Source organism: Streptomyces sp. NRRL B-3229 (genome assembly GCF_000719505.1).
Taxonomy (GTDB): Bacteria; Actinomycetota; Actinomycetes; order Streptomycetales; family Streptomycetaceae; genus Streptomyces; species Streptomyces griseorubiginosus.
Genome location: NZ_JOGP01000003.1, coordinates 187588 through 212832, shown reverse-complemented (window position 1 = coordinate 212832; position 25245 = coordinate 187588). Strand labels below are relative to the sequence as shown.

Genomic DNA, 25245 nt, shown 5'->3' with positions numbered 1-25245 from the left:
CTGATCGAGCATCACGCGGCCTCCTCGACGTCGAAGAGGTGGGCGGGGCGGGGCCGGCCCAGGGTGCTCAGTACGGCGTCCGCCGCACTCACACCGCTGCGGACCGCACTCTCCATGGTCGCGGGCCACCCTGTGGCGGTCCACGCGCCGGCCAGGTAGAGGCCGGGGGTTCTGGTACGGGCGCCGGGCCTGAGCCGTCCGACGCCGGGGGTCGGGGCGAACGTGGCCGTGCGCTCCCTGGTCACGAAGAAGTCCTTGACCCCGGCGCCGCGCGTGAGCGGGAGCAGTCGCTCCAGCTCGGGCAGGTACCGCTCGCGCAGCTCGGCCACCGGTGAGTCGATCTCGTCCTGCGCGGCCGACTGGGACAGGGCGAGGTACTGGCCCTCGCGCAGCCCGGAGGCGTCGGTGCGGTCGAAGACCCACTGCACGGGGCTGCCGAGGGCGGCGAAGAACGGCTTGTCGAGCACCTTGCGGTCGTAGACGACATGGACGTTCAGGATGGGCGCGGTGCCGATCTCCCGAAGATTTTCCGGGGCGTCGAGCGCACCCTCGGGCAGCAGGTCAGCGGCCTCGCCCTGGGCCACGGCGAGCACGACCGCGTCCGCGCGGAGCGTCTCCCCGGGAACCTGGACGCTCCAGGTGCCGTTGTCCTCAGTGGAGATGGAGGTGACGCGTGTTCGGACCTCGGTACGCACGCCCGCGGAGTCGAGCGCCTTGCGGGCGAGCCGGTCATGCAGGTCGCCCAGCGGGACGCGCGCCCAGCCGATGTCGGCCGCGCCCGGGTCGGACAGCAGACCGGTCTTGAACACCATCGCGGCGAGCCCCAGCGAGGCGTCGCCCGCGACCGCGTTGAGGGTGGCGACCCCGACCAGGTCCCACAGCGCCTCGACGGCACGCGCCGACTGACCGTGCGCGGTCAGCCAGCTGCCGAAGTCCTGTGCGTCCAGACTCGGATCGGCGAGGTCGAGTCCCTTGAGCGCGAGCGCGGCACGCCCCACTCTGGCCCGTTCGGCAAGCGTGAGATGCGGATAGGTCGCGAGGCTGCGCCCCAGATGCAGGGGCACCGGCAGCGCGTCGCGCCGCAGTCTGCCGAGCCGTCGGCCCGCGGGCCGGGCCGCGTCGAGAACGGGCACGTCGAGACGATCCTGCAAGGGTGCCAGCGCCGTGCCCTCGATGCGGTCGAGGAACCAGCGGTAGGCGGTGCAGCACCGCAGGTAGACGTGCTGGCCGTTGTCGACGGTCAGGTCACCGCGCTGGAAGGAGAAGGCGAGTCCGCCGAGGCGGGGCCGTCCTTCGAGCAGGGTGACGCGGACCCCGGCGTCGGCGAGCGCGAGCGCGGCGGTGATCCCGGCGAGCCCGCCGCCGATCACGACGGCGTCCCGCGCCGGTTGCTGCCCGTCGGTCATCGCACCCCCTCCCCTGCGCGGTCGCCGTGCTGCGGGAACGGCGCGCGGCCGACCGTCGCAGTCAGGGACGCCGTGATCGAGCGGAGGGTTGCGTGCCACTTTCCTCCGGCGGCATCACCTTGGACCGGATTGTCCACATCTCCCATCAGGCACGCCTCCTGACGGTCTGTCGCGTCACGTGCCGGGCGTCCAGCCCCGACAGGCCGCGGACCGCGACGAACGCCTTCTCGCGCCCGGGGAGCGAGACCCGGCCGCGCAGCACCGCCTCGGGGTCGCGCTCGATGCGGTCGAGCAGTCGGCGGTAGATGCCGGCCATCGCGGCGACACAGGCGCCGCTGCGCCGGTCGAGCATGGGGAGCAGCCGGTAGCCCTCGGCGAAAAGGGCGCGGGCCCGACGCACTTCGAAGTGCACGAGGCCCGCGAAGTCGGCTCCCTCGGGTGGTTGCGACCCCTTGAAGCCTGCCGAGCAGCCGAACTTCGCGAGGTCGTCGGCCGGGAGATAGGTGCGGCCGCCCTCGGCGTCCTCACGGACGTCCCTGAGGATGTTGGTGAGTTGGAGCGCGAGACCGAGCGTGTCGGCATACTCCGGCGCGCGTTCGGCGGCGCGCGCCCCGGGTTCGGTGCCGAAGACGCCGAGCGAGAGCCGGCCGATGGCGCCCGCCACGCAGCGGCAGTACACCTTCAGGTCGTCCCAGGTCTCGTAGGTCTCGCCGCGTACGTCCATCAGCACGCCGTCGATCAGTTCGTCGAGGCCGCCGAGCGGGATCGGGAAGGTCTCCGCGGCGTGGGCGAGGGCGACGGCCACCGGGTCGGTGTCGTCCTCGTCGACCGAACCCTCGCGCACCCGGGTCAGCATCGCCCGGGTGTCCTCGAGTCTCGCGGCCTTGACGTCGTGCGCCAGCGCGCCGTCGCCGATGTCGTCGACGCGCCGCGAGAACGCGTAGAGCGCCGACATCGCGCGGCGCTTGGACGTCGGCAGCAGCCTGATGCCGTACGCGAAGTTGCGCGCCTGCTGTCCGGTCACTGCCTCGCAGTAGCTGTAGGCGGCGAGTACCGGTGCGGACACGTGCGACGGTGACTCCACGGTCCGGATCACCCCTCTCCTCGCAGAGCGACGCCCACCTCGCGCAGCAGCTGGAGCTTGCCGGGCTTGGGCGGGCCGGGAAGTACGTCGTGTTCTGCGGCGGCGATCGCGCGGAGCGCCGCCCTTCCCCCCGCCACGAACCCTGCGAGCAGCAGCTTCAGTCTGCCGTGGACGCTACCCACCAGGGGGGCGCCTTCATTCAGGAGTTCGCGGGCGCGTTGTGCTTCGTATGCAACCAGAGCGCGCACCGATGCGCCCGCGCTTTTCGGGGCCAGATCCGCCTCCTGGACATGAAAGCGCTTCATGTCCGCGGCGGGCAGATAGATCCGGTCGCGGCCGAGGTCCTCGGCGACGTCCTGGAGATGTTCGACGATCTGGAGGGCGGTGCAGATCGCGTCGGAGAGGCGGACCCGCTCGGGGGTCGAGGTGCCGGTGACGGCGAGCACGAGACGGCCGACGGGGTTGGCGGACAGCTCGCAGTAGGCCAGCAGGTCGTCATAGGTCTCGTAGCGGGTGACGAGCTGGTCCTGGCGGTTGGCGGCGATCAGGCCGAGGAAGGGCTCGGGGCTCAGTGCGCGGCGGCGGACCGTGGGCTGGAGGCGGCGCAGCAGGGGGTGGTGCGGAGTGCCGTCGAAGACCCGGTTCAGATCGGCCTCGAAGGCGTCGAGAAGCAGCAGCCGGTCCTCGGCCTCCTCGGGCGACACGCCCAGCAGCCGGGCGTCGGCGCCGCCGGGGGCGAGATCGCCGTCGCCGATGTCGTCGACGAGGCGCGCGAAGCCGTAGACCGCCATGAGGTCGGCGCGCCAGTCCCTGGGCAGGAAGAAGGGGGCCACGGGGAAGTTCTCCGCCGCGGCCTTGTCGAGCGTTCCGCGCTCCGTCGCTCCGGGGCGCGTCGTGCCGGTCTCCGTCATCGCTGCCTGCCTGGGGCGGGGACGGCACGTGCTGCGCTGAGCTGGGGAGTTTCCGAAGCCATTGCCGTCACATCTCCCGTTCTACACCGCCGACCCAATACACACTATTTCGGACACGCCGCCCAGCCTTCCGCACGGTGTCCCTGTGCGCGGGTGTCGCGCATTATCGCCCCACTTGCCGCGATTGGGCACCGGTACAGCTTACGTTGTACAACGCGCCGAGGATCGTCGGGGTGTCCTGCGCATCACAACAACACACCGATTGGCCCCAAGATTCCTAAGCGGGCCGCAAGTTGACGCTTCCTTTGCAGACGCGGGGCCCCGCCGGAGCAGTTCCGGCGGGGCCCGGTCAAGCAGAGGGGTCGTTTTCGTCCGGGGCGGGGTGGACTACTTGCCCGTGAACTTCTCGTACTCCTTGATGACCTCTTCGGTCGGGCCGTCCATGCGCAGCTCACCGCGCTCCAGCCACAGCACGCGGTCGCAGGTGTCACGGATCGACTTGTTGTTGTGACTGACGAGAAACACCGTGCCGGCCTCTTTGCGCAGTTCCCGGATGCGTTCCTCGGAGCGCTTCTGGAACTTGCGGTCACCGGTGGCCAGGGCCTCGTCGATCATGAGGACGTCGTGGTCCTTGGCGGCGGCGATGGAGAACCGCAGCCGGGCCGCCATGCCCGAGGAGTACGTACGCATCGGAAGGGTGATGAAGTCGCCCTTCTCGTTGATCCCGGAGAAGTCGACGATCTCCTGGTAGCGCTCCTTGATCTGCTCCCGGGACATGCCCATGGCGAGACCGCCCAGGATGACGTTCCGCTCACCCGTGAGGTCGTTCATCAGGGCCGCGTTGACGCCGAGCAGCGAGGGCTGGCCGTGGGTGTAGACGCGGCCCTTCTCGGCGGGCAGCAGACCTGCGATGGCCCGCAGCAGGGTCGACTTGCCGGAGCCGTTGGAACCGATCAGACCGATGGCCTCGCCCTTGTACGCGACGAAGGAGACGCCCCGCACGGCGTGCACCTTGCGCACGCCCCGCTCCTCGCCGCGCTTGAGGATGCGGCTCAGGGCCGCGGTGGCACTGCCCTTGCCCGTCTTGGCGCCGTTGACGCGGTAGACGATGTGCAGTTCGTCGGCGATCACCGTCGGGATCTGCGTCTCCGCTACGGCCATGGGCCTCTGCTCGTCCCGGATGTCGTCAGCCACGGCCGTACCTTTCCTCCGCCTTCCAGAAGTACACGAAGCCGCCGAGCGCGAACAGCGCGGCCCAGCCGCCCGCCGCCGCCCAGACGTGGTCGGGCAGGTTCTCGGCGCCGTAGTCGTCGATCAGCGCGAAGCGCATCAGATCCATGTAGAGAGCCGCGGGGTTCCACTGGAGCACCGTGGCGACCCACTGGGGCTTGTCGGCCAGCATGATGGGGATGGAGAACATCACGCCGGACGCGTACATCCAGGTGCGCATCACGAACGGCATCAGCTGGGCCAGGTCGGGGGTCTTGGCACCGGCGCGGGCCATGATCAGCGCCAGTCCGGTGTTGAACAGGAACTGAAGGGCCAGCACCGGCACGATCAGCGCCCAGGACAGGTCCGGGTAGTGCCCGAAGCCGACCGCCACCGCGAACAGCACGAGCATCGAGAACAGCAGCTGCTGGAGCTGCTGGAGCGCGAAGGAGATCGGCAGCGAGGCCCGCGGGAAGTGCAGCGCGCGGACCAGGCCGAGGTTGCCGGAGATGGCACGCACTCCCGCCATGACCGAGCTCTGCGTGAAGGTGAACACGAAGACACCCGTGACCAGGAACGGGATGTACACGTCCTTCGACATGCCCCGGCTGGCGTCGAGGATCACGCCGAAGATGACGAAGTACACGCCGGCGTTCAGCAGCGGGGTCGCCACCTGCCACAACTGGCCGAGCTTGGCCTGGCTGTACTGGGCGGTCAGCTTCGCCCGCGAGAACGCGAGGATGAAGTGACGCCGGTCCCAGAGCTGGCGTACGTACTCGACGAGCGAGGGTCGAGCGCCGCTCACCGCCAGGTCGTACTTCGCGGCGAGCTGCGCCGCCGTGAGGCCCTGGTCGGGCGACACGGGCGCGCTGGTCGCGACCTTGGCGTCGTGCGTTGTCTCACTCAATGGTGGGTAACTTTCGTCTTCGAGATGCGCGGCCTGGACAGGCAGGGCATGAGCGTGGGGCCGCGGTGCGGCCCGGCTGCTCTCGGATACGAGCTTGTCAGATGACCGGGGGGCGGCCCAGCCGGGTGAGCCGCCACACCGTACGCCACTTCATGGGCCGACGCGGACCGCATGATGTGCTCCAGCCTTCCCGGAAACCGCCGAACCAGGCCTTCAGGGCAGGTCGCGAGGGGCGGCGCAGCAGGGTCAGCAGCAGCCAGACACCGAGGTAGACGGGGACCAGCGGGGCGGGCAGGTTGCGGCGGGCGAGCCAGACGCGGTTGCGGGCGACCATGCGGTGGTAGACCGCGTGCCGGGAGGGCGCGGTCGTGGGGTGGTACAGCACCATGTCGGACCGGTAGTCGATCATCCAGCCCGCGTCGAGGGCCCGCCATGCCAGGTCGGTCTCCTCGTGGGCGTAGAAGAACGCGTCCGGCAGGCCGCCGACCTCGGCGAGGACCTGGGTGCGCACGGCGTTGGCACCGCCGAGGAAGGTGGTGACCCGGGAGGAGCGCATCGGGTCGGAGGCACGCAGCCGGGGGACGTGCCGGCGCTGGGTGACCCCGGTGTCGGGGTCGGCGATGCGGAAGCTGACGATGCCGAGCTTCGGGTCCTCGGTGAACGCCGCGCGGCACAGTTCCGCGGTGTCATGGTTCGGCAGGAGGCCGTCGTCGTCGAGGAACATCAGTATGTCGACATCTCGACCGCTGGGTCCGAAGGCCTCGATGCCGACGTTGCGGCCGCCGGGGATGCCGAGGTTCTCGGGCAGCTCGATCGTGCGGACGCCCTCGGGGACGTCCGGGACGGGCGAGCCGTTGCCGACCACGACCACCTCGACCGGGTCGCCGTCCTGCTTGGCGACCGAGTCGAGCAGGGCGCGCAGTTCCTCGGGCCGGTTGCCCATGGTGATGATCACCGCGCCGACCTTCATGCCGGTGCTCACTTCAGCCTGCTGGAGGCGAGGATCGACACGAGGTGCAGCAGGGTCTGGAGCATCGCGATGCCGGCCAGCACGGCGACGCCGAGCCGGGAGAAGAACAGGTCGTCGCGGACCTGGTCGGCGATAGCGAGGACCAGGATCAGCAGGGACGCCTCGATGCCGAGGATCAGCCGGTGGAACTTCAGCAGGGAGGCGGCCCTGCGGGCCAGCGCCATGCCCGAGGAGCGCATCTCGGAGGCGGCCTCCTGCACGGGCGGCTTTCCGGTCTGGTGCCGGGCGACGGCCACGAGGTCGGTCTCGGACTTGATGAGGATCGCGCCGAGCGCGGCGAGCGTGCCGAGGAAGGCCCACAGCCAGTCGATACGACCGCTGCCGAACAGGTCGGCGGCGCGCAGGCCGAAGCCGACGAGCACGGCCGCGTCGGTCAGGTACGCGCCGACGCGGTCCATGTAGACGCCGTTGAGCGAGTACTGCTTCTTCCAGCGCGCGATCTCGCCGTCGACGCAGTCCAGCAGCAGGTACATCTGGACGCACACCACGCCGAGCACGGCGCCCGGGATCCCCGGCACGAGCAGTGCCGGGGCCGCGAGGACACCGAAGACGGTCATCAGGTACGTGAGCTGGTTGGGCGTGACCCTGGTGTTCACCAGGTAGCGGTCCACCCGCAGGGACACCTCACGCATGTAGAGGCGTCCCATCCAGTGCTCACCGCTGCGCCGGTCCTTGACCCCAGCGGGGTGGACGACCGGACGGAGTTCAGCTACCGATGGCCTTGACATAGTCGGTGTAGATGTCCTTGATCTGGTCGGTCTTGAGGTCGAGGTGTTCGAGGATGGTGTAGCGGCCGGGGCGGGTCTGGGGGGCGAACTCCACGGCGCGCACGAACTCCGCGGACGTGAAGCCGATCTCCTCCGGCAGCACCGGAAGTCCGTGCCGGCGCAGTACTTCGGCCATGTACGCCGATTCCTCGCGGGCTCCGCGCAGGTACATCGCGAAGGCCGCGCCCAAGCCGCACTGCTCGCCGTGGGCGGCGGCGCGCTTGGGGTAGAGCAGGTCGAACGCGTGGTTGATCTCGTGGCACGAGCCGGACGCGGGTCGTGAGTCGCCCGAGATCGACATCGCGACACCGGTGAGGACGAGGGCCTCGGCGAGCACCTGGAGGAAGGCGTTGTCCCCGACGCCACCCGGGTGCCGGAGCACGGCCTCGCCGGCCTGGCGGGCCATGGCGGCCGCGAGTCCGTCGATCTTCTCGCCTTGGACGCGGCTCGCGAGCTCCCAGTCGGCGATCGCGTTGATGTTGGAGATCGCGTCGCCGATGCCCGCGCGCACGAAGCGCACCGGGGCCTCGCGGATGACGTCGAGATCGATGACGGCCGCTATCGGGTTGGGCACACCGTAGGAGCCGCGGCCCGCGTCGTTGTCGAGGGTCGCGACGGGCGAGCACAGGCCGTCGTGCGCGAGATTGGTCGGTACGGCGACCAGGGGCAGGCCGACACGTGCCGCGGCGAACTTGGCGCAGTCGATGATCTTGCCGCCGCCGAGTCCGACGACCGCGTCGTAGTGACCGGCCTTCATCTCGCCGGCCAGCCGGATCGCGTCGTCGAGAGTGCCGCCGCCGACCTCGTACCAGGTGGCGCCGGGCAGGGCGGGGGCAAGCCGGTCCCTCAGCCTGGCGCCGGAGCCGTTGCTGACGGCGACGGCCAGCTTGCCGGAGTGCGAGATGCGCTCGTCGGCGAGCACACCCGCGAGGTCGTCGAGGGCACCCGGGCGGATGTCCACGACGACGGGCGAGGGAATCAGCCTTGTCAGTAGCGGCACGCGATCTCCCGTCCGCGGGCGAGATCGTCGTGGTTGTCGATCTCCACCCACTGGACGTCGCCGATCGGCGCCACGTCGATCCGGAAGCCGCGGTTCACCAGCTCCTGGTAGCCGTGCTCGTAGAACTGCTGCGGGTCGGTCTCCCAGACCGTCTTCAGCGCGTCGGCCAGTTCGGGAGCGGCGTCGCCTTCGATGAGGGTGACGCCGATGTACTCACCGGTGGCCTCGGCCGGGTCCATCAGCTTGGTGATCCTCGTCATGCCCCGCTCGGGGTCGACGACGACCTTCATCTCCTCGTCCGCCAGGGACTTCACCGTGTCCAGGGCCAGGATGATCCGCTTGCCCTCGCCACGTGCGGCGAGCAGCGTCTTCTCCACGGAGACCGGGTGCACGGTGTCGCCGTTGGCGAGGATCACGCCGTCCTTGAGGGCGTCACGGCCGCACCACAGGGAGTAGGCGTTGTTCCACTCCTCGGCCTTGTCGTTGTCGATGAGGGTGAGCTTGAGGCCGTACTTGGCCTCCAGCGCCGCCTTGCGCTCGTACACGGCCTCCTTGCGGTAGCCGACGATGACCGCGACCTCGGTCAGGCCGATCTCCGCGAAGTTGGCGAGGGTCAGGTCGAGAACCGTGGGTTCGCCCTCTATGCCCGCGGGGCCCACCGGCACCAGAGCCTTGGGGAGGCTGTCGGTGTAGGGGCGCAGTCGGCGTCCGGCGCCGGCCGCCAGCACGAGGCCGATCATGCGGGTTCTCCTTCGTCGTGTACGGCGGGTGCCCCTGCGGACACCCAGAAGCGGATGCTCTCCAGGAGCACCACCAGGGCGACAGCCACGGCCAGGACCGTGAGCGCGACCGTGAACTGCGCGGCGGTGAGGGCCGCGGCCAGCACGGTGACGAGGAGCGTCCGCCCTTCCTGACCCCCGACGGCACGCACCAGCCAGGCCGGGGGCGCTCCGGCGTTGCCGCGGATGCGGTACACCGTGTCGTAGTGATGGTAGGCGACGGCCGCCACCAGGCCGAAAGCCGCAGGGAGGGCACCGTTCACGTCCGCCTTGGCCGCGAGGATCAGGACGGTGCCGTACTCGGCGGCGCGGAAGAGGGGGGGGACGAGCCAGTCGAGGGCGCCCTTGAGGGGGCGCTGGAGAGCCTGACCGGCGGCGACGGCGTAGACGAAGGCGCCGGCGACGGGTGCCCAGGTGACGCCCGAGAAGAGGGCCACGGCCAGGATCACCGTGCCGGCCACCGCCGCCACGAGGGGCCCGCCGAGCGGTGCGCGCCCGGCCCTGGCGAGGAGTCCGGCCAGCGGTCCGTTGTCCGCCAAATCCGCCAGCGCCCCCGCCGCCCGGTCCGTGCGCTGCGCCTTCCGCGTCAGCGACCGCAGCACCCGGCCCGCGGTCGTGTAGGTCGCCGCGAACGCGCAGCCGATGAGCAGCACGTAGAAGGTGATCCGGGGGGTGGTGACAGCCGTGAGGACCGCGATCATCGCCCAGCGCTCGCCGATCGGCAGAACGATCATGCGCCGGACCCACACCGTCCAGCCGACGCTGTCGAGCCGGCCCGAAAGGGCGGCCGTGGGGCTGGTGTTGGCGGTGGCGTCGTGGTTCGCCTCATTGAAGGAGAAGTCGACGACGTGCCGGCAGGTCTGGAGGATCATCGCGCCCAGCGCCAGGGCCCAGACGTCGTCGCCGCCCCGGGCGGCACCCAGGGCGAGGCCGGCGTAGTAGGCGTACTCCTTGGCGCGGTCGAAGGTGGCGTCGAGCCAGGCGCCGAGCGTGGAGTACTGGAGGGAGTAGCGGGCGAGCTGGCCGTCGGTGCAGTCCAGGACGAACGAGGCGATCAGCAGCACGCCGGCCGCGACGAACCCGCCGCGCGTACCCGTGGCCGCGCAGGCCGCCGCGATCAGGGCGGTGATCAGGGACGCCGTGGTGACCTGGTTCGGGGTCAGGCCCCGGCGGGCGCACCAGCGCGCGATGTAGCGGGAGTAGGGGCTGATGAAGTACGTGGTGAAGAAGCCGTCGCGGGACTTCACGGCCGACTTCAGGCGTACGGCCTCGTCGTCGACCTCCGCGACGGCCTGCCGTGCCTCGTTGCGGGCCTGGGGGTCGGCGGGGACGGCGGCGACCAGGCTGCCGAGCTCGGGGCGGTGCACGTCGGCGCCGTCCTCGGCCAGCGCGGTGACGATGCGGTCGGGGAGGCTGTCCACGGCGACCGCGGTGCCGCCGCCGGTGGAGTTCTCGCGGGCCAGCGCCCGGGTCAGCGTCACGCGGCCGTCGGGCTGCGCGGTGACGGCACCCGGCACGGCGGCGAGGGAGAAGCGCGGGTCGGTGAGGCCCAGGCGCAGCGCGTGCACGTGGCCGACGAACCGGGCGTCGACGAGGGCAACGCGCCGGTCGCCGGGCGCCTCGGCGACCAGTCGCTCGGCGTCGGCGGCGTCCGCGGCGATCAGCACGTCGAAGCCGAGGGACCGCAGATCAGCCTCGATCGACGAACCGGGGACCGGCTGACCGGTGAGGATGGCGGTCGACAACCGAACTCACTCCCTGGGTGCCGACGCGCGGGCGCCGGTCATGTGCACGATGGGGGCGCCCCTTGGGTGGACCAGGCGGGCGGCATGTCGGCAGAGGCTATCGGATGCCAAGAAGGCTGCGTTCACCGCCCGTTAACGGGTCGATCAACAGCGCCTCCCCCGGCCTTTGCCGCGATCATCATCGGTGATCCGGGCCCCCGCCCACAAACCGCGCCCCGCAGAGCGGACATCCGGGACATCGCAGGTGACGGAGGCCACGGCCACCGAGGGCTCGGCGGGTCCCGAGGGCCTCGGCATAGGGTGGGCGACCATGACGTGGCTGATCACCGGCGGTGCCGGGTACATAGGGGCGCATGTGGCGCGGGCCATGACGGGGGCCGGTGAGCGGGTGCTCGTCCTGGACGACCTCTCGGCGGGGGTGCCCGCGCGGCTGCCCGCCGAGGTGCCGCTGGTCCGGGGTTCGTCGCTGGACGGCGGCCTGCTGAAGCGGGTGCTGGCCGAGCACGCGGTGACGGGTGTGGTGCATCTCGCGGCGCGCAAGCAGGTCGCCGAGTCGGTGGCGCAGCCGACCCGCTACTACCAGGAGAACGTCGGGGGCCTCGCGACGCTGCTGGAGGCGGTCGCGGAGGCCGGGATCGAGCGCTTCCTCTTCTCCTCGTCGGCAGCCGTCTACGGCAACCCGGCTGTGGGACTGATCACGGAGGAGACGCCCTGTGCCCCCGTGAACCCGTACGGCGAGACGAAACTCGCCGGGGAGTGGCTGGTGCGGGCGGCGGGACAGGCGCACGGAATCTCCACGGTCTGTCTGCGCTACTTCAACGTCGCCGGGGCGGCCGCGCCGGAGCTCGCGGACACCGGGGTGTTCAACATCGTCCCGATGGTCTTCGACCGGCTCACCCGCGGTGAGGCCCCGCGCATCTTCGGCGACGACTACCCGACCCCGGACGGCACCTGCATCCGTGACTACATCCATGTGTCCGACCTCGCCGAGGCCCATCTCGCGGCGGCCCGGCGGTTGTCCGAGGGTGACCTGAGCGGTGATCTGACGGTCAACATCGGTCGCGGCGAGGGCGTTTCCGTGCGCGAGATGGTCACGGCGATCGGTGAGGTGACCGGGGACCGCCGGCCCGCCCTCGTGGAGCCGAGGCGCCCCGGGGACGCCCCCGTGTCGGTGGCCTCCGCCGCCCGGGCCGCCGAGGCGCTGGGCTGGAGCGCCCGCCGCGGGGTGCGCGAGATGATCGACTCCGCCTGGCGCGGCTGGCAGCTGCATCACCGGTGAGGCGGCAGGAGGCTGCACCACCAGAGAGGCCGCGCAACCAGTGAGGGTCCCCTGACCTGCGGATCGTTTGCCCAGGTCAGAGCACATGACAACGGTGTTCAGTGCCGCGTTGCCCGATACCCCCCACCCGTAGTTCACTGTGATCCCGGACGGATCGTCCGGGATCGACACAGGAGGCGGCTTCCATGGGCGCAGGGCACGATCACGGCCACGCGCACTCGCATGCCCCGGCCGGCGGTACGGCGACCGCGGCGTACGTCGGCAGGCTGCGGGTGGCGCTGTCGATCACGCTCACCGTCATGGTGGTCGAGATCGTCGGCGGCATCGTCGCGGACTCCCTCGCCCTGGTCGCGGACGCGGCGCACATGGCGACGGACGGGCTGGGCCTCGGCATGGCCCTCCTCGCGATCCACTTCGCGAACCGCCCGCCGACCGGGAACCGCACCTTCGGGTACGCCCGCGCGGAGATCCTCGCCGCCCTCGCGAACTGCCTGCTGCTGCTCGTCGTCGGCGGCTACGTCCTGTACGAGGCGATCCAGCGGTTCGTCACGCCGGCCGCCACCGAGGGCGGGCTGACCATCGTCTTCGGTGCGATCGGTCTGGTCGCGAACATGATCTCGCTGACCCTGCTGATGCGCGGCCAGAAGGAGAGCCTCAACGTGCGCGGGGCGTTCCTGGAGGTCGCGGCGGACGCGCTGGGCTCGCTCGCGGTGATCGTCTCGGCCGTGGTGATCCTGACCACGGGCTGGCAGGCCGCCGACCCGATCGCCTCGCTCGTCATCGGCCTGATGATCGTGCCGCGCACCTTGAAGCTGCTGCGCGAGACCCTCGACGTCCTGCTGGAGTCGGCGCCCAAGGGCGTCGACATGATCGAGGTGCGCACGCACATCCTGGCCCTGGACGGCGTGGAGGACGTCCACGACCTGCACGCCTGGACGATCACCTCGGGAATGCCGGTGCTGTCCGCACACGTGGTGGTGCGTTCCGACGTGCTCAGCGCGATCGGTCACGAGAAGATGCTGCACGAGCTCCAGGGCTGTCTCGGCGACCATTTCGACGTGGAGCACTGCACCTTCCAACTGGAGCCGGTCGGGCACGCGGAGCACGAGGCGCATCTGTGCCACTGACGCACGCGTGTCACCCGTACACGTGCAGCACCAACACACGTGTACGGTGCATGAAACGCCTGTTCTGACGGAACGCAGCGATCCGGTGCACCTTTGCGTCCTCCACCCCACAGCCCCGCCCCGGGCGGTTCCCCGCCCGCCGCGCCGGGCACGATCAACTGCCGGGAGTGCCGGACCGGTGCGGCACACTTGGGGCGCGAAGACCGATGTGAAGGATGGGTATGCCGACCACACCTGCGACCACGACGCACACTCCGTCGAACGGCGCCGCGAACGCGATCCTGCTGGAACTGGTCGACGAGCACGGTGTGACGATCGGCACCGCGGAGAAGCTCGCCGCCCACCAACCGCCGGGACAGCTGCACCGCGCCTTCTCGGTGTTCCTCTTCGACGAGCGCGGCCGGCTGCTGCTCCAGCAGCGGGCGCTCGGCAAGTACCACTCCCCCGGCGTGTGGTCCAACACCTGCTGCGGCCACCCCTACCCCGGCGAGGCGCCCTTCGCGGCGGCGGCCCGGCGGACGTACGAGGAGCTGGGGGTCTCCCCCTCGCTGCTCGCCGAGGCGGGCACGGTCCGCTACAACCACCCGGACCCCGACTCGGGCCTGGTCGAGCAGGAGTACAACCATCTCTTCGTCGGCCTGGTGCAGTCGCCGCTCGACCCGGACGCCGAGGAGGTCGGCGCGACCGCCTTCGTGACTCCGGCCGAGCTGGCGGACCGGCACGCGAAGGACACCTTCTCCTCGTGGTTCATGACGGTCCTCGACGCGGCCCGGCCCGCGGTCCGGGAGCTGACGGGCCCGTCGGCCGGCTGGTGACGGCCGTCGCCCCGGGGCCGTACGCAGGAGCAGCCCTCAGGACACCGGCGCGGTCGTGAGCGGCAGGGCGGCCCAGATCACCTTGCCGCCGCCGGCCGTGTGCTCGACGTCGCAGGCGCCGCCCGCCTCCCGGGTGATCTCGCGCACCAGCAGCAGACCCCGGCCCCCGGTCTCGCTGTGCGCGGCCTCCAGGGCGGTCGGCCGGTAGGGGTGGTTGTCCTCGACGGACACCCGCACCCACTCGGCGCCCACGGCCACCTCCACGGCGAGCATCGGCGAGAGCAGCGCCGCGTGCCGGACGGCGTTCGTGACGAGCTCGGACACGATCAGCAGGAGGCCCTGGACGAGGTCCTGCGAGACGGGTACGCCCTGTCGGTACAGCAGGTCCCGCACGGCGTGCCGCGCCTGCGGGACGGAGGCGTCGACGGCGGGGGCGGTGAACCGCCACACGCCCTCGTAAGGCAGCGGATCCGGCGGAGCCGCTGCGAAGAGGTCCGGTCCGAGAGGTTCCGGTCCGAGTGGGGCTGATCCGAGAGGGGCCGGTCCCGCGCCGTCCGGTCCGTGGGGATCCGGTGCGAGGGGGTCTGCTCCGTGGTCCGCTTCTCTGCCGGCGTCTCCGCTGTCCGCTGGACGAGGGCCGGACCCACGCCCATGGTCGTCCATTCTTCGGTCGCCACCCTTGCGCTCGATTGTCACCACACGTCGAGTGTTGGCAGGGCCTCACTCCGGCCCGCTGCGCTGAACAGAAGTCAGCGCATATCGAGTACCTGCGACCGTTTCCGCACGGAACTACTCGGATTCTGTCGGCTCAGTTGGCGCTTCCTGTCGCTCGGCGACCATTCCGATGATCTTGCGGCCGCCGAAGCCGGTGGCGACGAGACCGAGGCCGTCGAAGAGCAGGGCGAGCGAGAAGAAGCAGCCGATCACGTACTTGCTGCTGCTCGGCCAGGAGGCCAGCACCAGGATGCCGAGCAGCAGGCCGAAGGCGCCCTGCACGAGCGTCCAGCCGAACTGCGGTCCGCGCACCACCAGGCTGCCGGCCAGCCGGAACACCCCTCCGGTCAGGAAGAGCAGCGCGGCGAACATGGTCAGGGCCGCGGCCGCCGCGTCCGGACGGGCGATGACGACGACGCCGGCCGCGATGTTCAGGGCGGCGACGACCACGCCGAGCCAGAAGAAGCCGGAGTCGCGGGCCTGGACCGCGTGCAGCAGCCCGACCACGCCGCCGATCAGCAGGAGCCAGCCGAACAGGAGCATGGAGGTGAGCGTGGCCACCCCGGTGTAGACGAGCCCGACCAGCCCCGCGAGCACCAGGATCACGCCCAGTGCCGCCAGCCATCCGAACTCGCGGCTCAACCGGGCCGGTTCGGTCCTGTCCACCCTTTTCACTGCCATCCGGGGCCTCCTCGCGCTGCGGCCCCCGGCTTGATCGTACGGTCGGGGGGTACGGCTAGCATCCGAGGTATGGAGTACCCGGAGCCGCAGCTGCTGCACACCGTCACCGACGCGGTAGCCACCGTCGTGGTCCACCATCCGGCCAAGCGCAACGCGATGACGGCCGCGATGTGGCGGGCGCTGCCGCCGCTGCTCGACACCCTGGCCGCCGACCCGGGGGTGCGGGCGCTCGTGCTGACCGGGGAGGGCGGGACGTTCTGCGCGGGAGCCGACATCTCCACGCTGCGCGAGGGGCCCGAGGAGGCGCAGGGGCTCGCGGTGCGGGCCGAGGAGGCGCTGGCGGCCTTTCCCAAGCCGACGCTGGCGGCGATCCAGGGGCACTGCGTGGGCGGCGGGGCACAGCTGGCGGCGGCGTGCGATCTGCGCTTCGCGGAGGAGGGCGCGCTGTTCGGGGTGACGCCGGCGAAGCTCGGGATCGTGTACACGGCCTCCTCGACACGGCGGCTGGTCTCGCTGGTCGGTCCGGCGACCGCCAAGTACCTGCTGTACTCGGGCGAGTTGATCGACGCGGAGCGGGCGCTGCGCACCGGTCTCGTGGACGAGGTGCTGCCGGAGGGCGAACTCCACAAGCGCGTCGGGGAGTTCACTCGGATCCTGGCCTCCCGGTCGCAGCTGACGCAGGCGGCGGCGAAGGAGTTCGCGAACGGGCGCACGGACCGGGACGCGCACTGGGCCGAACAGGCGCGGGGCAGCGGCGACACCGCGGAGGGCGTCGCCGCGTTCCTGGAGCGCAGGGCGCCGCGCTTCACCTGGACTACGTCAGGATGAAGCGGCTCTTGGCGCGGAACTCCTCGACGAGGTGCGCGGGAGCCTTCAGCGGTGAGCCCGCGTCGTAGGGCGGCTGCGGATCGTACTCGGTCAACAGCTGTACGGCCTGGGCATGTTCGTCACCCGCGATCCGGCCGAGCAGGGTCAGCCCCATGTCGATCCCGGAGGAGATGCCCGCGGCGGTGACGTACTTGCCGTCGAACACGACCCGCTCCCCGGTGGGCTCGACGCCGAACCGCTCCAGGTACTCCAGGGCCAGCCAGTGGGAGGTCGCCCGGCGGCCTTCGAGCAGCCCGGCGGCGGCCAGCAGGAGCGAACCGGTGCACACCGAGGTCGTCCAGGTGCTGGTGGCGTCCGCGGTGCGCAGCCAGTCGAGCAGCGCCGTGTTCTCCATCTGCGGGGTCTGTCCGGGGCCGCCCGGCACGATCACGATGTCGGGGCTCGGCACCTCGGCGAACGTCCTGTCCGCGGTGATGGCGAGGACCCCGGTGTCGGTGCGCACAGGGCCGGTCCGTTCGGCGACGAAGACCGTCTCCGCGTCGGGGAGGCGGCCGAGGGTCTCGTACGGCCCCACGGCGTCCAGGGCGGTGAAGCGGTCGAAGAGGACGACGGCGATCTGCATGGCGAGGCCTTTCACTGGGCCGGGTGGAAGCGGCGGCGGTACTCGGACGGGGCCGTGCCGAGGGCCCTGACGAAGGCACGGCGCATGCCCTCGGGGGTGCCGTAGCCGCTGGCGCGGGAGATCTCCTCGACGCCGTCGGAGGTGTCCTCCAGCAGACGGCGGGCGTGTTCGAGGCGGACCCGGTCGACGTAGCGGCCGGGGGTCATGCCGGTCTCGGTCTGGAAGGCGCGGGCGAAGTGGCGGGGCGAGAGGCGGGCCCGGACGGCGAGGCTCTCGACGCTCAGGTCACCGTCCGGGTGCTCGGTGATCCACTGCTGGACCTCGCGCAACGGTTCGCGCTGCGCGGTCTGTGCGGCGAGCTGGGCGCTGAACTGGGCCTGGTTGCCAGGTCTGCGCAGGAAGACGACCAGGTGGCGGGCGATGGTGAGGGCTGCGTCTCGGCCGAGGTCCTCCTCGACCAGGGCGAGGGCGAGGTCGATGCCCGAGGTGACGCCGGCGGATGTGGAGACGTGCCCGTCGCGCACGTAGATGGGATCGGGGTCCACCTCGACGGCCGGGTGGTCGCGGGCGAGCTTGTCGCAGTACGCCCAGTGGGTGGTGACGCGGCGGCCGTCCAGCAGGCCCGCCTCGGCCAGCCGGATGGCGCCGGTGCACACCGAGACGAGGCGCTCGGCCCGCGGCCCGTGCTCCCGCAGCCAGTCGGCGAGGCGGGCGTCGGGCCGCCGGGTGCCCTGGCCGCCGGGCACGACGAGGGTCTGCGGGATGTCCGCTCCCGCGAGCGCTTCGTCCGGTACGACGGTCAGGCCGCTGGAGCTGCGCACGGCAGCGCCGTCCAGCGAGGCCGTGCGGATGCGGTAGGTGCCCGGGGTGTGCTGCTCGGCGCCGGCGAAGACCTCCAGGGGGCCGGTGACATCGAGGCTCTGCACCCCGTCGAAGAGGACGAAGAGAACGGTTCGCTGGGCCATGCCTCCGATTCTTGGGGTGGCCGGCGATGGCTGCAATGACGAGTTCCCCACCTTTCCTGCCATGCCCCGCTCCCCCGACAAGTGGATACCAAGCGGTCGGTAACCTGCGGGGCATGACTACTGCCGCCCTGGAACCCCGTGCCGGTCGCCGCTGCCACAACGCGCTCAACTCGCTGCACGCCACGCACTACTTCTCCCCCGATCTGGGAAAGGAGCTGGCCTCGGTGGGCGTCACCCATCCGAGGGCCGTGAACTTCGCGGTGCGGGCCGCCGCGCTGGGACCGGTCGGCGCGGGGGCGGTGACGGCGGCGTTCTACAACTACAAGCACGACCTGGTCGCCGAGCACGTGCCCGCGGTGTGGCGGACCGCCGCGCCGGAGCAGGTCCTGGCCGCACGCGCGCGTGCCGTCGACACGACACTGCGCCGCCTGCTGGGCGAGGAGGTCCTGGCCTGCGACGAGATGGCCGAGGCCGCGCGGCTCGCGCTGCGCGCCGCCGAGGGCTGCTCGCGAGCCGCCCGCCCGCTGTACTCCGCGCACGCCGACCTGCCGGTGCCCGAGGAACCTCATCTGGCGTTCTGGCACGCGGCGACGCTGCTGCGCGAGCACCGGGGCGACGGGCATCTCGCCGCCCTGATGTCCGCGGAACTCGACGGCCTGGAGGCCCTGGTCACCCACACCGCGACGGGCCGGGGCATGACGCCCTCCTGGGTGTTCACCACGCGTGGGTGGAGCCGGGAGGAGTGGGACGCGGCCGTCGGGCGGCTCCAGGAGCGCGGGCTCCTCGACGCCGACGGCGAGCTGACGGAACGGGGTGCCGCGCTGCGCGAGGAGATCGAGTCGGAGACGGACCGGCTGGACCTGGCCCCGTACGAGCATCTCGGGGCCGATGGCGTGCGGCGGCTGACGGAGCTCGCGGGCGGGTTCGCCCGGACCGCGGTGGCCGCGGGCGCGTATCCGGCGGACCTGATCGGCAAGCGCTGAACGCCCGGACTTCGAGGCTGCCGGACTTCCGGACTTCCGGACTTCGAGGCTGCCGGACTTCCGGACTTCGAGGCTGCCGGACTTCCGGACTTCCGGACTTCCGGACTTCCGGACTTCCGGACTTTTCGGGCGACGATGATTGCCGGGGCGTCCCGGAGGTACCCGTTCTTCTCCCGGTCGTGGTGGCCGGGAGAGGAAAGGGGAAGTACATGTTCCGCGCGATCGCAGACGTACTGCGCCAGATCGGTGGCGCCATCGCCACCGTCGTGACGCTGCCCTTCCGGGCGCTGGCCCGGCTCTTCGGCGGCGCGTCCGGCTCGACGAGGAGTCGCAGGGCCTGACGACCGCGGCCGGGACGACCGCGCCCTGATCCCCGACTGTCGGTGCCGCCTGCCACAATTGCCGCGCAACCTCAGTGAGAAGGCGGTACCGGATCGTGACGACACCCGGGTCCAGCGGGTCCACCCACCTCGGATCCATCGAAGGCAGGATCGCCGAGGAACTCGGCGTACGGGAGCGGCAGGTCAAGGCGGCCGTGGAACTGCTCGACGGCGGTTCCACGGTTCCCTTCATCGCCCGCTACCGCAAGGAAGCGACCGAGATGCTCGACGACGCGCAGCTGCGCACGCTCGAGGAGCGGCTGCGCTATCTGCGGGAGCTGGAGGAGCGGCGGACCGCGATCCTCGACTCGGTGCGCGAGCAGGGCAAGCTCACCGGCGAACTGGAGGCGCAGATCCGGGGCGCGGAGACCAAGGCGCGTCTCGAGGACATCTACCTCCCGTTCAAGCCGAAGCGGCGCACCAAGGCGCAGATCGCGCGCGAGGCCGGTCTCGAGCCGCTCGCGGAGGGCCTGCTCGGGGACCCGACGGTCGACCCGCTCGCCGCTGCCGCCGCGTTCGTCGACGCCGACAAGGGCGTCGCCGACCCGCAGGCCGCCCTCGACGGCGCCCGCGCGATCCTCACGGAGCGCTTCTCCGAGGACGCCGACCTGATCGGTGAACTGCGCGAGCGCATGTGGGTGCGCGGGCGCCTGGTCGCGAAGGTGAAGGACGGCAAGGAGGAGGCGGGCGCCAAGTTCGCCGACTACTTCGACTTCTCCGAGCCCTTCAAGGAGCTCCCCTCGCACCGCGTCCTGGCGATGCTGCGCGGCGAGAAGGAGGACGTCCTCGACCTCGTCCTGGAGCCCGAGGAGCCCACGGACGGTCCCTCGTCGTACGAGGGGATCGTCGCCCACCGGTTCGGCATCGCCGACCGTGGCCGCCCCGCCGACAAGTGGCTGAAGGACACGGTCCGTTGGGCCTGGCGGACCCGCATCCTCGTGCACCTCGGCATCGACCTGCGGCTTCGGCTGCGGACGGCCGCCGAGGACGAGGCGGTCGACGTCTTCGCGAAGAACCTCCGCGACCTGCTGCTCGCCGCCCCGGCCGGCACGCGCGCGACGCTCGGCCTGGACCCGGGCTTCCGTACCGGCGTGAAGGTGGCCGTGGTCGACGCGACCGGCAAGGTCGTCGCCACCGACGTCATCCACCCGCACGTCCCGGCCAACCGGTGGGACGAGGCGATCGCCAAGCTGGCCCGGCTGGCGAAGGAGCACGCCGTCGAGCTGATCGCGATCGGCAACGGCACGGCGTCCCGCGAGACCGACAAGCTCGCCGGTGAACTCATCACCAAGCACCCGGAGCTGAAGCTCACCAAGGTGATGGTGTCCGAGGCCGGCGCATCCGTGTACTCGGCCTCCGCGTTCGCCTCGCAGGAGCTGCCCGACATGGACGTGTCGCTGCGCGGCGCGGTCTCCATCGCGCGCCGGCTCCAGGACCCGCTCGCGGAGCTGGTGAAGATCGACCCGAAGTCGATCGGTGTCGGCCAGTACCAGCACGACCTGTCCGAGGTGAAGCTGTCGCGCTCGCTGGACGCGGTGGTGGAGGACTGTGTGAACGGTGTCGGGGTCGACGTCAACACCGCGTCCGCTCCCCTGCTCGCCCGGGTCTCCGGGATCACCTCCGGGCTCGCCGAGAACATCGTGGCGCACCGGGACACCAACGGCCCGTTCACCTCCCGCACCGAGCTGAAGAAGGTGGCACGGCTGGGCCCCAAGGCGTACGAGCAGTGCGCGGGGTTCCTGCGGATCCGCGGTGGCTCCGACCCGCTGGACTCCTCCAGCGTGCACCCCGAGGCGTACCCGGTGGTGCGCAGGATGGTGAAGACCGCGGGGCAGGAGGTCGCGTCCCTCATCGGGAACACCGGCGTGCTGCGGTCGCTCAGGCCGCAGGACTTCGTGGACGAGACGTTCGGCCTGCCGACCGTGACCGACATCCTGAAGGAGCTGGAGAAGCCGGGGCGTGACCCTCGTCCCGCCTTCAAGACGGCGACCTTCAAGGAGGGCGTCGAGAAGATCTCCGACCTGGTGGCCGGGATGGTGCTGGAGGGGGTCGTGACCAACGTGGCGGCCTTCGGGGCGTTCATCGACGTCGGTGTCCACCAGGACGGCCTGGCGCATGTCTCCGCGCTGTCGAAGACGTTCGTGAAGGATCCCCGGGACGTCGTGAAGCCGGGTGACATCGTCAAGGTGAAGGTGCTGGAGGTCGACATCCCGCGGAAGCGGATCTCGTTGACGCTGCGGCTCGACGACGAGGCGGCTGCGAAGCCCTCCGGTGGGGAGCGCCGTCAGCAGCGGGGCGGGCGGCCGCCCCAGCAGCGGCAGCAGCAGCCGCGCCAGCAGCAGCGGTCGACGCCCGCTCCGGCCAACAGCGCGATGGCCGATGCCCTGCGTCGGGCCGGGATCGTCGATCCGAAGAACGGCCGCCGCTGACCCGACCGGGCATGTGCGGGAGGGTCGCACCGCCTCCCGCACACCGAGGGTGAAGGGCGCCAGGGTCAAGGGCGCCTAGGGTGAAGGGCATGGTCACTTCGCGCACCGTCACCTGGGAAGTGTTCGAGAGCCGGGGCTACGAGACCGCCTGGGCGGAGTTCGGCGAGGGCTCGCTGCGGGCGCGGGGCAGAGCGGTCGGGGTCGCTCCCGAGCCGTACTGGATCTCGTACGAGCTCGAGACCGGCGATGACTTCGTGACCCGCCGGCTGGCGGTCACGGCGGAGAGCGGTTCGGGGACCCGCACCCTGGACCTGGCCCACGACGGACACGGCCGGTGGGCCGCCGACGGACAGCCGCTGCCCGAGCTCGACGGGGCGCTCGACTGCGATCTGGGGCTGTGTCCGCTCACCAACGCCATGCCCGTGCTGCGGCACGGGCTCCATCGGGCGCCCGGGGAGCGGGAGTTCGTGATGGCGTGGGTGTCGGTGCCCGAGCTGTCCCTACGGCCGTCGTCGCAGACCTACACCCATCTGGAACGGACGGACACGGGCGGGCGGGTGCGGTTCGCCTCCGGCGACTTCCGCAGCGACCTCCTGTTCGACGAGGACGGACTCGTCGTCGACTATCCCTCGCTCGCCCGCCGCCTCACGGCCGAGGGCCCCGGCTCCGGTTCCGGTTCCGGCTCCGGCTCCGGCTCCGGCTCCGGGCAGGTCTAGCGCTCGGTCACCTTGCCGTCGGCGACCTCCAGGCGGCGGTTCACCCGCACCGCGTCCAGCATGCGGCGGTCGTGGGTGACCAGGAGCAACGTGCCCTCGTAGGCGTCCAGGGCCGATTCCAGCTGCTCGATCGCCGGCAGGTCGAGGTGGTTCGTCGGCTCGTCCAGGACCAGCAGGTTCACACCGCGGGCCTGCAACAGGGCGAGCGCGGAGCGCGTCCGCTCCCCCGGCGACAGGGTCGCCGCCGAACGCATGACGTGGTCGGACTTCAGGCCGAACTTGGCCAGGAGGGTGCGGACCTCCACCGGCTCGGTGTCGGGGACGGCCGCGCAGAAGGCGTCAAGCAGCGACTCCTCGCCGTGGAACAGCTTGCGGGCCTGGTCGACCTCGCCGATCAGAACGCCGGAGCCGAGGGCGGCCTGGCCTGCGGACAGCGCCGCCCGGCCGAGCAGAGCGGCCAGCAGCGTCGACTTGCCGGCGCCGTTCGCGCCGGTCACCGCCACCCGGTCCGCCCAGTCGATCTGGAGGGAGACCGGGCCGAGCACGAAGTCGCCCTGGCGCACCTCGGCGTCCCGCAGCGTGGCGACCACCGCTCCCGAGCGGGGGGCCGCCGCGATCTCCATGCGCAGTTCCCACTCCTTGCGCGGCTCCTCGACGACGTCGAGGCGTTCGATCATGCGCTGGGTCTGGCGGGCTTTCGCGGCCTGCTTCTCGCTGGCCTCGCTGCGGAACTTCCGGCCGATCTTGTCGTTGTCGTTGCTCGCCTTGCGGCGGGCGTTCTTGACGCCCTTGTCCATCCAGGACCGCTGCATCTGCGCCCGGTCCTGGAGCGAGGACCGCTTGTCGGCGTATTCCTCGTAGTCGTCCCGTGCGTGCCGGCGGGCGACCTCGCGCTCCTCCAGGTAGGCCTCGTAGCCGCCGCCGTAGAGGGTGATCTGCTGCTGGGCCAGGTCGAGTTCGAGGACCTTGGTGACCGTGCGGGTGAGGAACTCGCGGTCGTGGCTGACGACCACCGTGCCCGCGCGCAGGCCCTTCACGAACTTCTCCAGGCGCTCCAGGCCGTCCAGGTCGAGGTCGTTGGTCGGCTCGTCCAGGAGGAAGACGTCGTAGCGGGAGAGCAGGAGGGAGGCGAGGCCGGCGCGGGCCGCCTGGCCGCCCGAGAGCGAGGTCATCGGCTGGTCCAGGTCAACCGCGAGGCCGAGGGAGTCGGCGACCTCCTCGGCGCGTTCGTCGAGGTCGGCACCGCCCAGATCGAGCCAGCGCTCCAGGCTGGTGGCGTAGGCGTCGTCCGCGCCCGGGGCTCCGTCGACCAGGGCCTGGGTCGCGTCGTCCATCACCTGCTGGGCCTCGGCGACCCCGGTGCGGCGGGCGAGGAACTCCCGGACGGTCTCGCCCGGGCGGCGCTCCGGCTCCTGCGGGAGGTGACCGACGGTCGCCGTCGGCGGGGAGAGCCTGAGCTCGCCCTCCTCCGGTGCGAGCAGGCCCGCGAGCATCCTGAGCAGCGTGGACTTGCCGGCGCCGTTGGCCCCGACCAGGCCGATGACGTCTCCGGGCGCGACGACGAGGTCGAGCCCGCTGAACAGGGAGCGGTCGCCGTGGCCGGCGGCGAGGTTCTTGGCGACGAGGGTGGCAGTCATCAGACCGCCGATCCTAGTGGCCGTACGGGACGGCCGACGCTCGGGATTTCAGCGGGCCGTCTACCGCGCTCCGCAAGGGTCGTCGCCTGTCCTCCTCACCGGGCCATCGCCTCCACCAGGACGCTTCCCGAGGTCCGTGCCACCACGAAGGACTCTCCCTTCACCGCCTTGGCGTCCAGGGCGATCCGGTGCCGGCCCGCTTCCAGGACGCCGTCGAAGACTTCCTGGGCGTGGGTGCGGTAGAGCCGGTCGAGGCGGTACGCCGTCAGCCGCACCCGGCACGGCGAGGTGACCTCGACGCCCGCCTCGCCGTCGGCGGCGACCAGCCGGGTCAGTCGGCGCTGTGCGACGGGGCTGCGGTCGAGGGCGTGCTCTATCTGGGCCACGAGCAGCGGGACGATCGGGGCCAGGCCGTCGACGTAGGCCACGTCGATGCCCGCGCGGGCGAAGGACTGCCGTACGGCGGCACGTTCCTCCTCGCTGATCGCTCGGCCGAAGGCGACGGCGCCGTAGCCGCGCAGTTCGTCGGCGGGGACCCCGCCCACGCCGTGGGTGATGTCGGCGCCGATGCCGATGGAGCGCAGGGCTGCGGCCAGTTTGGCGAGGACGGCGACGCGGGCGCCGATGAGCAGGACGCGGCGACGGGCCCGCCGGGTCTCCTCCTGGAGGAGGGAGTCCAGTGCCGCGCGGTACTCGGCGCCCTGGAAGCGGAAGGGGCCGATGCCGTGGTAGCCGTTGAGGCGGAGGTCCACGGTCTCCTCGGTCTGCCAGGCGAAGTCGCGCCAGATGAAGTCGTCGCCGTCCCGCTCTATGACGGCGGTGACGGCCCCGCAGGCCAGGTCCTCGCACTCGGGGCAGCCGTAGATGACGTGACGACCGCCCGGCAGCGGGGCGTCCGTCTCGCCCAGGAGGCTGCGGACCTGGGCGGTGAAGATGGCGGGCGGCACGTCGGAGGCGAGGGGGGAGACGGCGTCGAGGTCGGAGAGCTGGAAGAGGAGCGGGCGGCTGTCGACGATGAAGTCCACGAAGTCGCGGTGCAGTTGGAAGTCACCGTTGGCGAGGACTCCACCGGCACGCATCGCCGGTGCCAGGCCGAAGGTCGCGTAGGCGGCAGACATGGTGTGAGTATTCCCGGCTTTGGGCAGGTCTGCGCACGGCATGGGGCATTCCGCTACGGCCGGGCCGCCGGGGTCGCCCGACGAGGAGGAGTTGGGGGCTCGGCCGGGCGCGG

Annotated in this window: 25 protein-coding genes; 8 read left to right on the top strand and 17 right to left on the bottom strand. The window is 71.3% G+C overall.

The genetic code is table 11. From position 1 onward, the window contains the following. Nucleotides 1–11 precede the first annotated feature (11 nt). The 11 genes from hpnE to IF54_RS0105840 form a co-directional block, all read right to left on the bottom strand. Entirely contained in the window at nt 12–1406 is a 1395-nt protein-coding gene (gene hpnE, locus IF54_RS0105885) for a hydroxysqualene dehydroxylase HpnE (RefSeq protein ID WP_030315214.1), read from the bottom strand. Then, entirely contained in the window at nt 1403–1552 is a 150-nt protein-coding gene (locus IF54_RS44135; RefSeq protein ID WP_420790354.1) for a DUF6380 family protein, read from the bottom strand. Before IF54_RS44135 ends, hpnE begins: the two co-directional genes overlap by 4 nt. Further along, nucleotides 1552–2502: a presqualene diphosphate synthase HpnD gene (gene hpnD, locus IF54_RS0105880; protein ID WP_020135420.1), complete on the bottom strand. Its 951-nt coding sequence runs from the start codon at nt 2500–2502 to the stop codon at nt 1552–1554. The genes IF54_RS44135 and hpnD overlap by 1 nt, the downstream gene beginning before the upstream one ends. After that, the gene (hpnC, locus tag IF54_RS0105875; protein ID WP_030315213.1) at nt 2499–3401 is read right to left on the bottom strand and encodes a squalene synthase HpnC; all 903 of its coding nucleotides are present in this window, start codon (nt 3399–3401) and stop codon (nt 2499–2501) included. Before hpnC ends, hpnD begins: the two co-directional genes overlap by 4 nt. A 387-nt stretch (nt 3402–3788) precedes the next feature. Then, entirely contained in the window at nt 3789–4562 is a 774-nt protein-coding gene (locus tag IF54_RS0105870; RefSeq protein ID WP_030315212.1) for an ABC transporter ATP-binding protein, read from the bottom strand. Nucleotides 4563–4587: 25 nt separating this feature from the next. Further along, entirely contained in the window at nt 4588–5517 is a 930-nt protein-coding gene (locus IF54_RS0105865; RefSeq protein ID WP_030315211.1) for an ABC transporter permease, read from the bottom strand. A gap of 97 nt (nt 5518–5614) precedes the next feature. Beyond that, a complete protein-coding gene (locus IF54_RS0105860; protein ID WP_030315209.1) occupies nt 5615–6487 on the bottom strand; it encodes a glycosyltransferase in 873 nt (290 codons plus the stop codon). A gap of 8 nt (nt 6488–6495) precedes the next feature. Next, a complete protein-coding gene (locus tag IF54_RS0105855) occupies nt 6496–7275 on the bottom strand; it encodes a CDP-alcohol phosphatidyltransferase family protein (protein WP_078851893.1) in 780 nt (259 codons plus the stop codon). Next, nucleotides 7253–8314 carry an iron-containing alcohol dehydrogenase family protein gene (locus IF54_RS0105850; RefSeq protein WP_030315205.1) on the bottom strand — a complete coding sequence of 354 codons (1062 nt, stop codon included), beginning with the start codon at nt 8312–8314 and terminating at the stop codon, nt 7253–7255. The genes IF54_RS0105855 and IF54_RS0105850 overlap by 23 nt, the downstream gene beginning before the upstream one ends. Further along, a complete protein-coding gene (locus IF54_RS0105845; RefSeq protein ID WP_030315204.1) occupies nt 8302–9054 on the bottom strand; it encodes a sugar phosphate nucleotidyltransferase in 753 nt (250 codons plus the stop codon). The genes IF54_RS0105850 and IF54_RS0105845 overlap by 13 nt, the downstream gene beginning before the upstream one ends. Next, on the bottom strand, nt 9051–10838 hold the full coding sequence (locus IF54_RS0105840) for a DUF5941 domain-containing protein (RefSeq protein ID WP_030315203.1): 1788 nt from the start codon (nt 10836–10838) through the stop codon (nt 9051–9053). The genes IF54_RS0105845 and IF54_RS0105840 overlap by 4 nt, the downstream gene beginning before the upstream one ends. Nucleotides 10839–11148: 310 nt before the next feature. Here IF54_RS0105840 and galE point away from each other — a divergent pair, with 310 nt between their 5' ends. The 3 genes from galE to idi all read left to right on the top strand — a co-directional run bounded on the left by galE (nt 11149) and on the right by idi (nt 14059). Next, the gene (gene galE / locus IF54_RS0105835) at nt 11149–12117 is read left to right on the top strand and encodes a UDP-glucose 4-epimerase GalE (RefSeq protein WP_030315201.1); all 969 of its coding nucleotides are present in this window, start codon (nt 11149–11151) and stop codon (nt 12115–12117) included. A gap of 185 nt (nt 12118–12302) precedes the next feature. Then, nucleotides 12303–13244, top strand: coding sequence for a cation diffusion facilitator family transporter (locus IF54_RS0105830; protein ID WP_030315199.1), 942 nt, complete (start codon nt 12303–12305; stop codon nt 13242–13244). 221 nt (nt 13245–13465) lie between these two features. Next, nucleotides 13466–14059 (top strand): isopentenyl-diphosphate Delta-isomerase, encoded by a 594-nt coding sequence (idi, locus tag IF54_RS0105825; protein WP_030315197.1) that lies wholly within the window; start codon nt 13466–13468, stop codon nt 14057–14059. A 36-nt stretch (nt 14060–14095) separates the two neighbouring features. Here idi and IF54_RS39430 read toward each other — a convergent pair whose 3' ends face one another. After that, nucleotides 14096–14722: an ATP-binding protein gene (locus IF54_RS39430; RefSeq protein WP_030315194.1), complete on the bottom strand. Its 627-nt coding sequence runs from the start codon at nt 14720–14722 to the stop codon at nt 14096–14098. A 126-nt stretch (nt 14723–14848) separates the two neighbouring features. Continuing rightward, nucleotides 14849–15454, bottom strand: coding sequence for an HdeD family acid-resistance protein (locus IF54_RS0105815; RefSeq protein ID WP_030315193.1), 606 nt, complete (start codon nt 15452–15454; stop codon nt 14849–14851). Nucleotides 15455–15523: 69 nt separating this feature from the next. Here IF54_RS0105815 and IF54_RS0105810 point away from each other — a divergent pair, with 69 nt between their 5' ends. Further along, complete coding sequence (locus IF54_RS0105810) at nt 15524–16282, top strand: enoyl-CoA hydratase/isomerase family protein (protein ID WP_030315191.1); 759 nt, start codon at nt 15524–15526, stop codon at nt 16280–16282. On the opposite strand, the gene IF54_RS0105805 is transcribed toward IF54_RS0105810, so the two are convergent. Next, nucleotides 16269–16904, bottom strand: coding sequence for a DJ-1/PfpI family protein (locus IF54_RS0105805; RefSeq protein ID WP_030315189.1), 636 nt, complete (start codon nt 16902–16904; stop codon nt 16269–16271). The two genes, IF54_RS0105810 and IF54_RS0105805, sit on opposite strands and share 14 nt — an antisense overlap. Nucleotides 16905–16915: 11 nt before the next feature. Next, nucleotides 16916–17869 (bottom strand): GlxA family transcriptional regulator, encoded by a 954-nt coding sequence (locus tag IF54_RS0105800; protein ID WP_030315188.1) that lies wholly within the window; start codon nt 17867–17869, stop codon nt 16916–16918. A gap of 113 nt (nt 17870–17982) precedes the next feature. Between IF54_RS0105800 and IF54_RS0105795 the strand changes: the two genes are divergently transcribed. From IF54_RS0105795 to IF54_RS0105780, 4 genes are all read left to right on the top strand, one after another. Next, the gene (locus tag IF54_RS0105795) at nt 17983–18852 is read left to right on the top strand and encodes an SCO6745 family protein (protein WP_030315186.1); all 870 of its coding nucleotides are present in this window, start codon (nt 17983–17985) and stop codon (nt 18850–18852) included. A gap of 209 nt (nt 18853–19061) precedes the next feature. Next, nucleotides 19062–19193, top strand: a complete 132-nt coding sequence (locus IF54_RS43860) for an LPFR motif small protein (RefSeq protein ID WP_252100555.1) — start codon at nt 19062–19064, stop codon at nt 19191–19193. A 95-nt stretch (nt 19194–19288) separates the two neighbouring features. Further along, on the top strand, nt 19289–21661 hold the full coding sequence (locus IF54_RS0105785) for a Tex family protein (RefSeq protein WP_030315184.1): 2373 nt from the start codon (nt 19289–19291) through the stop codon (nt 21659–21661). An 89-nt stretch (nt 21662–21750) separates the two neighbouring features. Further along, nucleotides 21751–22377 carry a putative glycolipid-binding domain-containing protein gene (locus IF54_RS0105780; protein WP_051735337.1) on the top strand — a complete coding sequence of 209 codons (627 nt, stop codon included), beginning with the start codon at nt 21751–21753 and terminating at the stop codon, nt 22375–22377. On the opposite strand, the gene abc-f is transcribed toward IF54_RS0105780, so the two are convergent. Next, the gene (gene abc-f, locus IF54_RS0105775) at nt 22374–24014 is read right to left on the bottom strand and encodes a ribosomal protection-like ABC-F family protein (protein WP_030315179.1); all 1641 of its coding nucleotides are present in this window, start codon (nt 24012–24014) and stop codon (nt 22374–22376) included. The genes IF54_RS0105780 and abc-f overlap by 4 nt on opposite strands. A 95-nt stretch (nt 24015–24109) precedes the next feature. Further along, entirely contained in the window at nt 24110–25132 is a 1023-nt protein-coding gene (locus IF54_RS0105770; RefSeq protein ID WP_030315176.1) for a hypothetical protein, read from the bottom strand. Nucleotides 25133–25245: the final 113 nt, after the last annotated feature.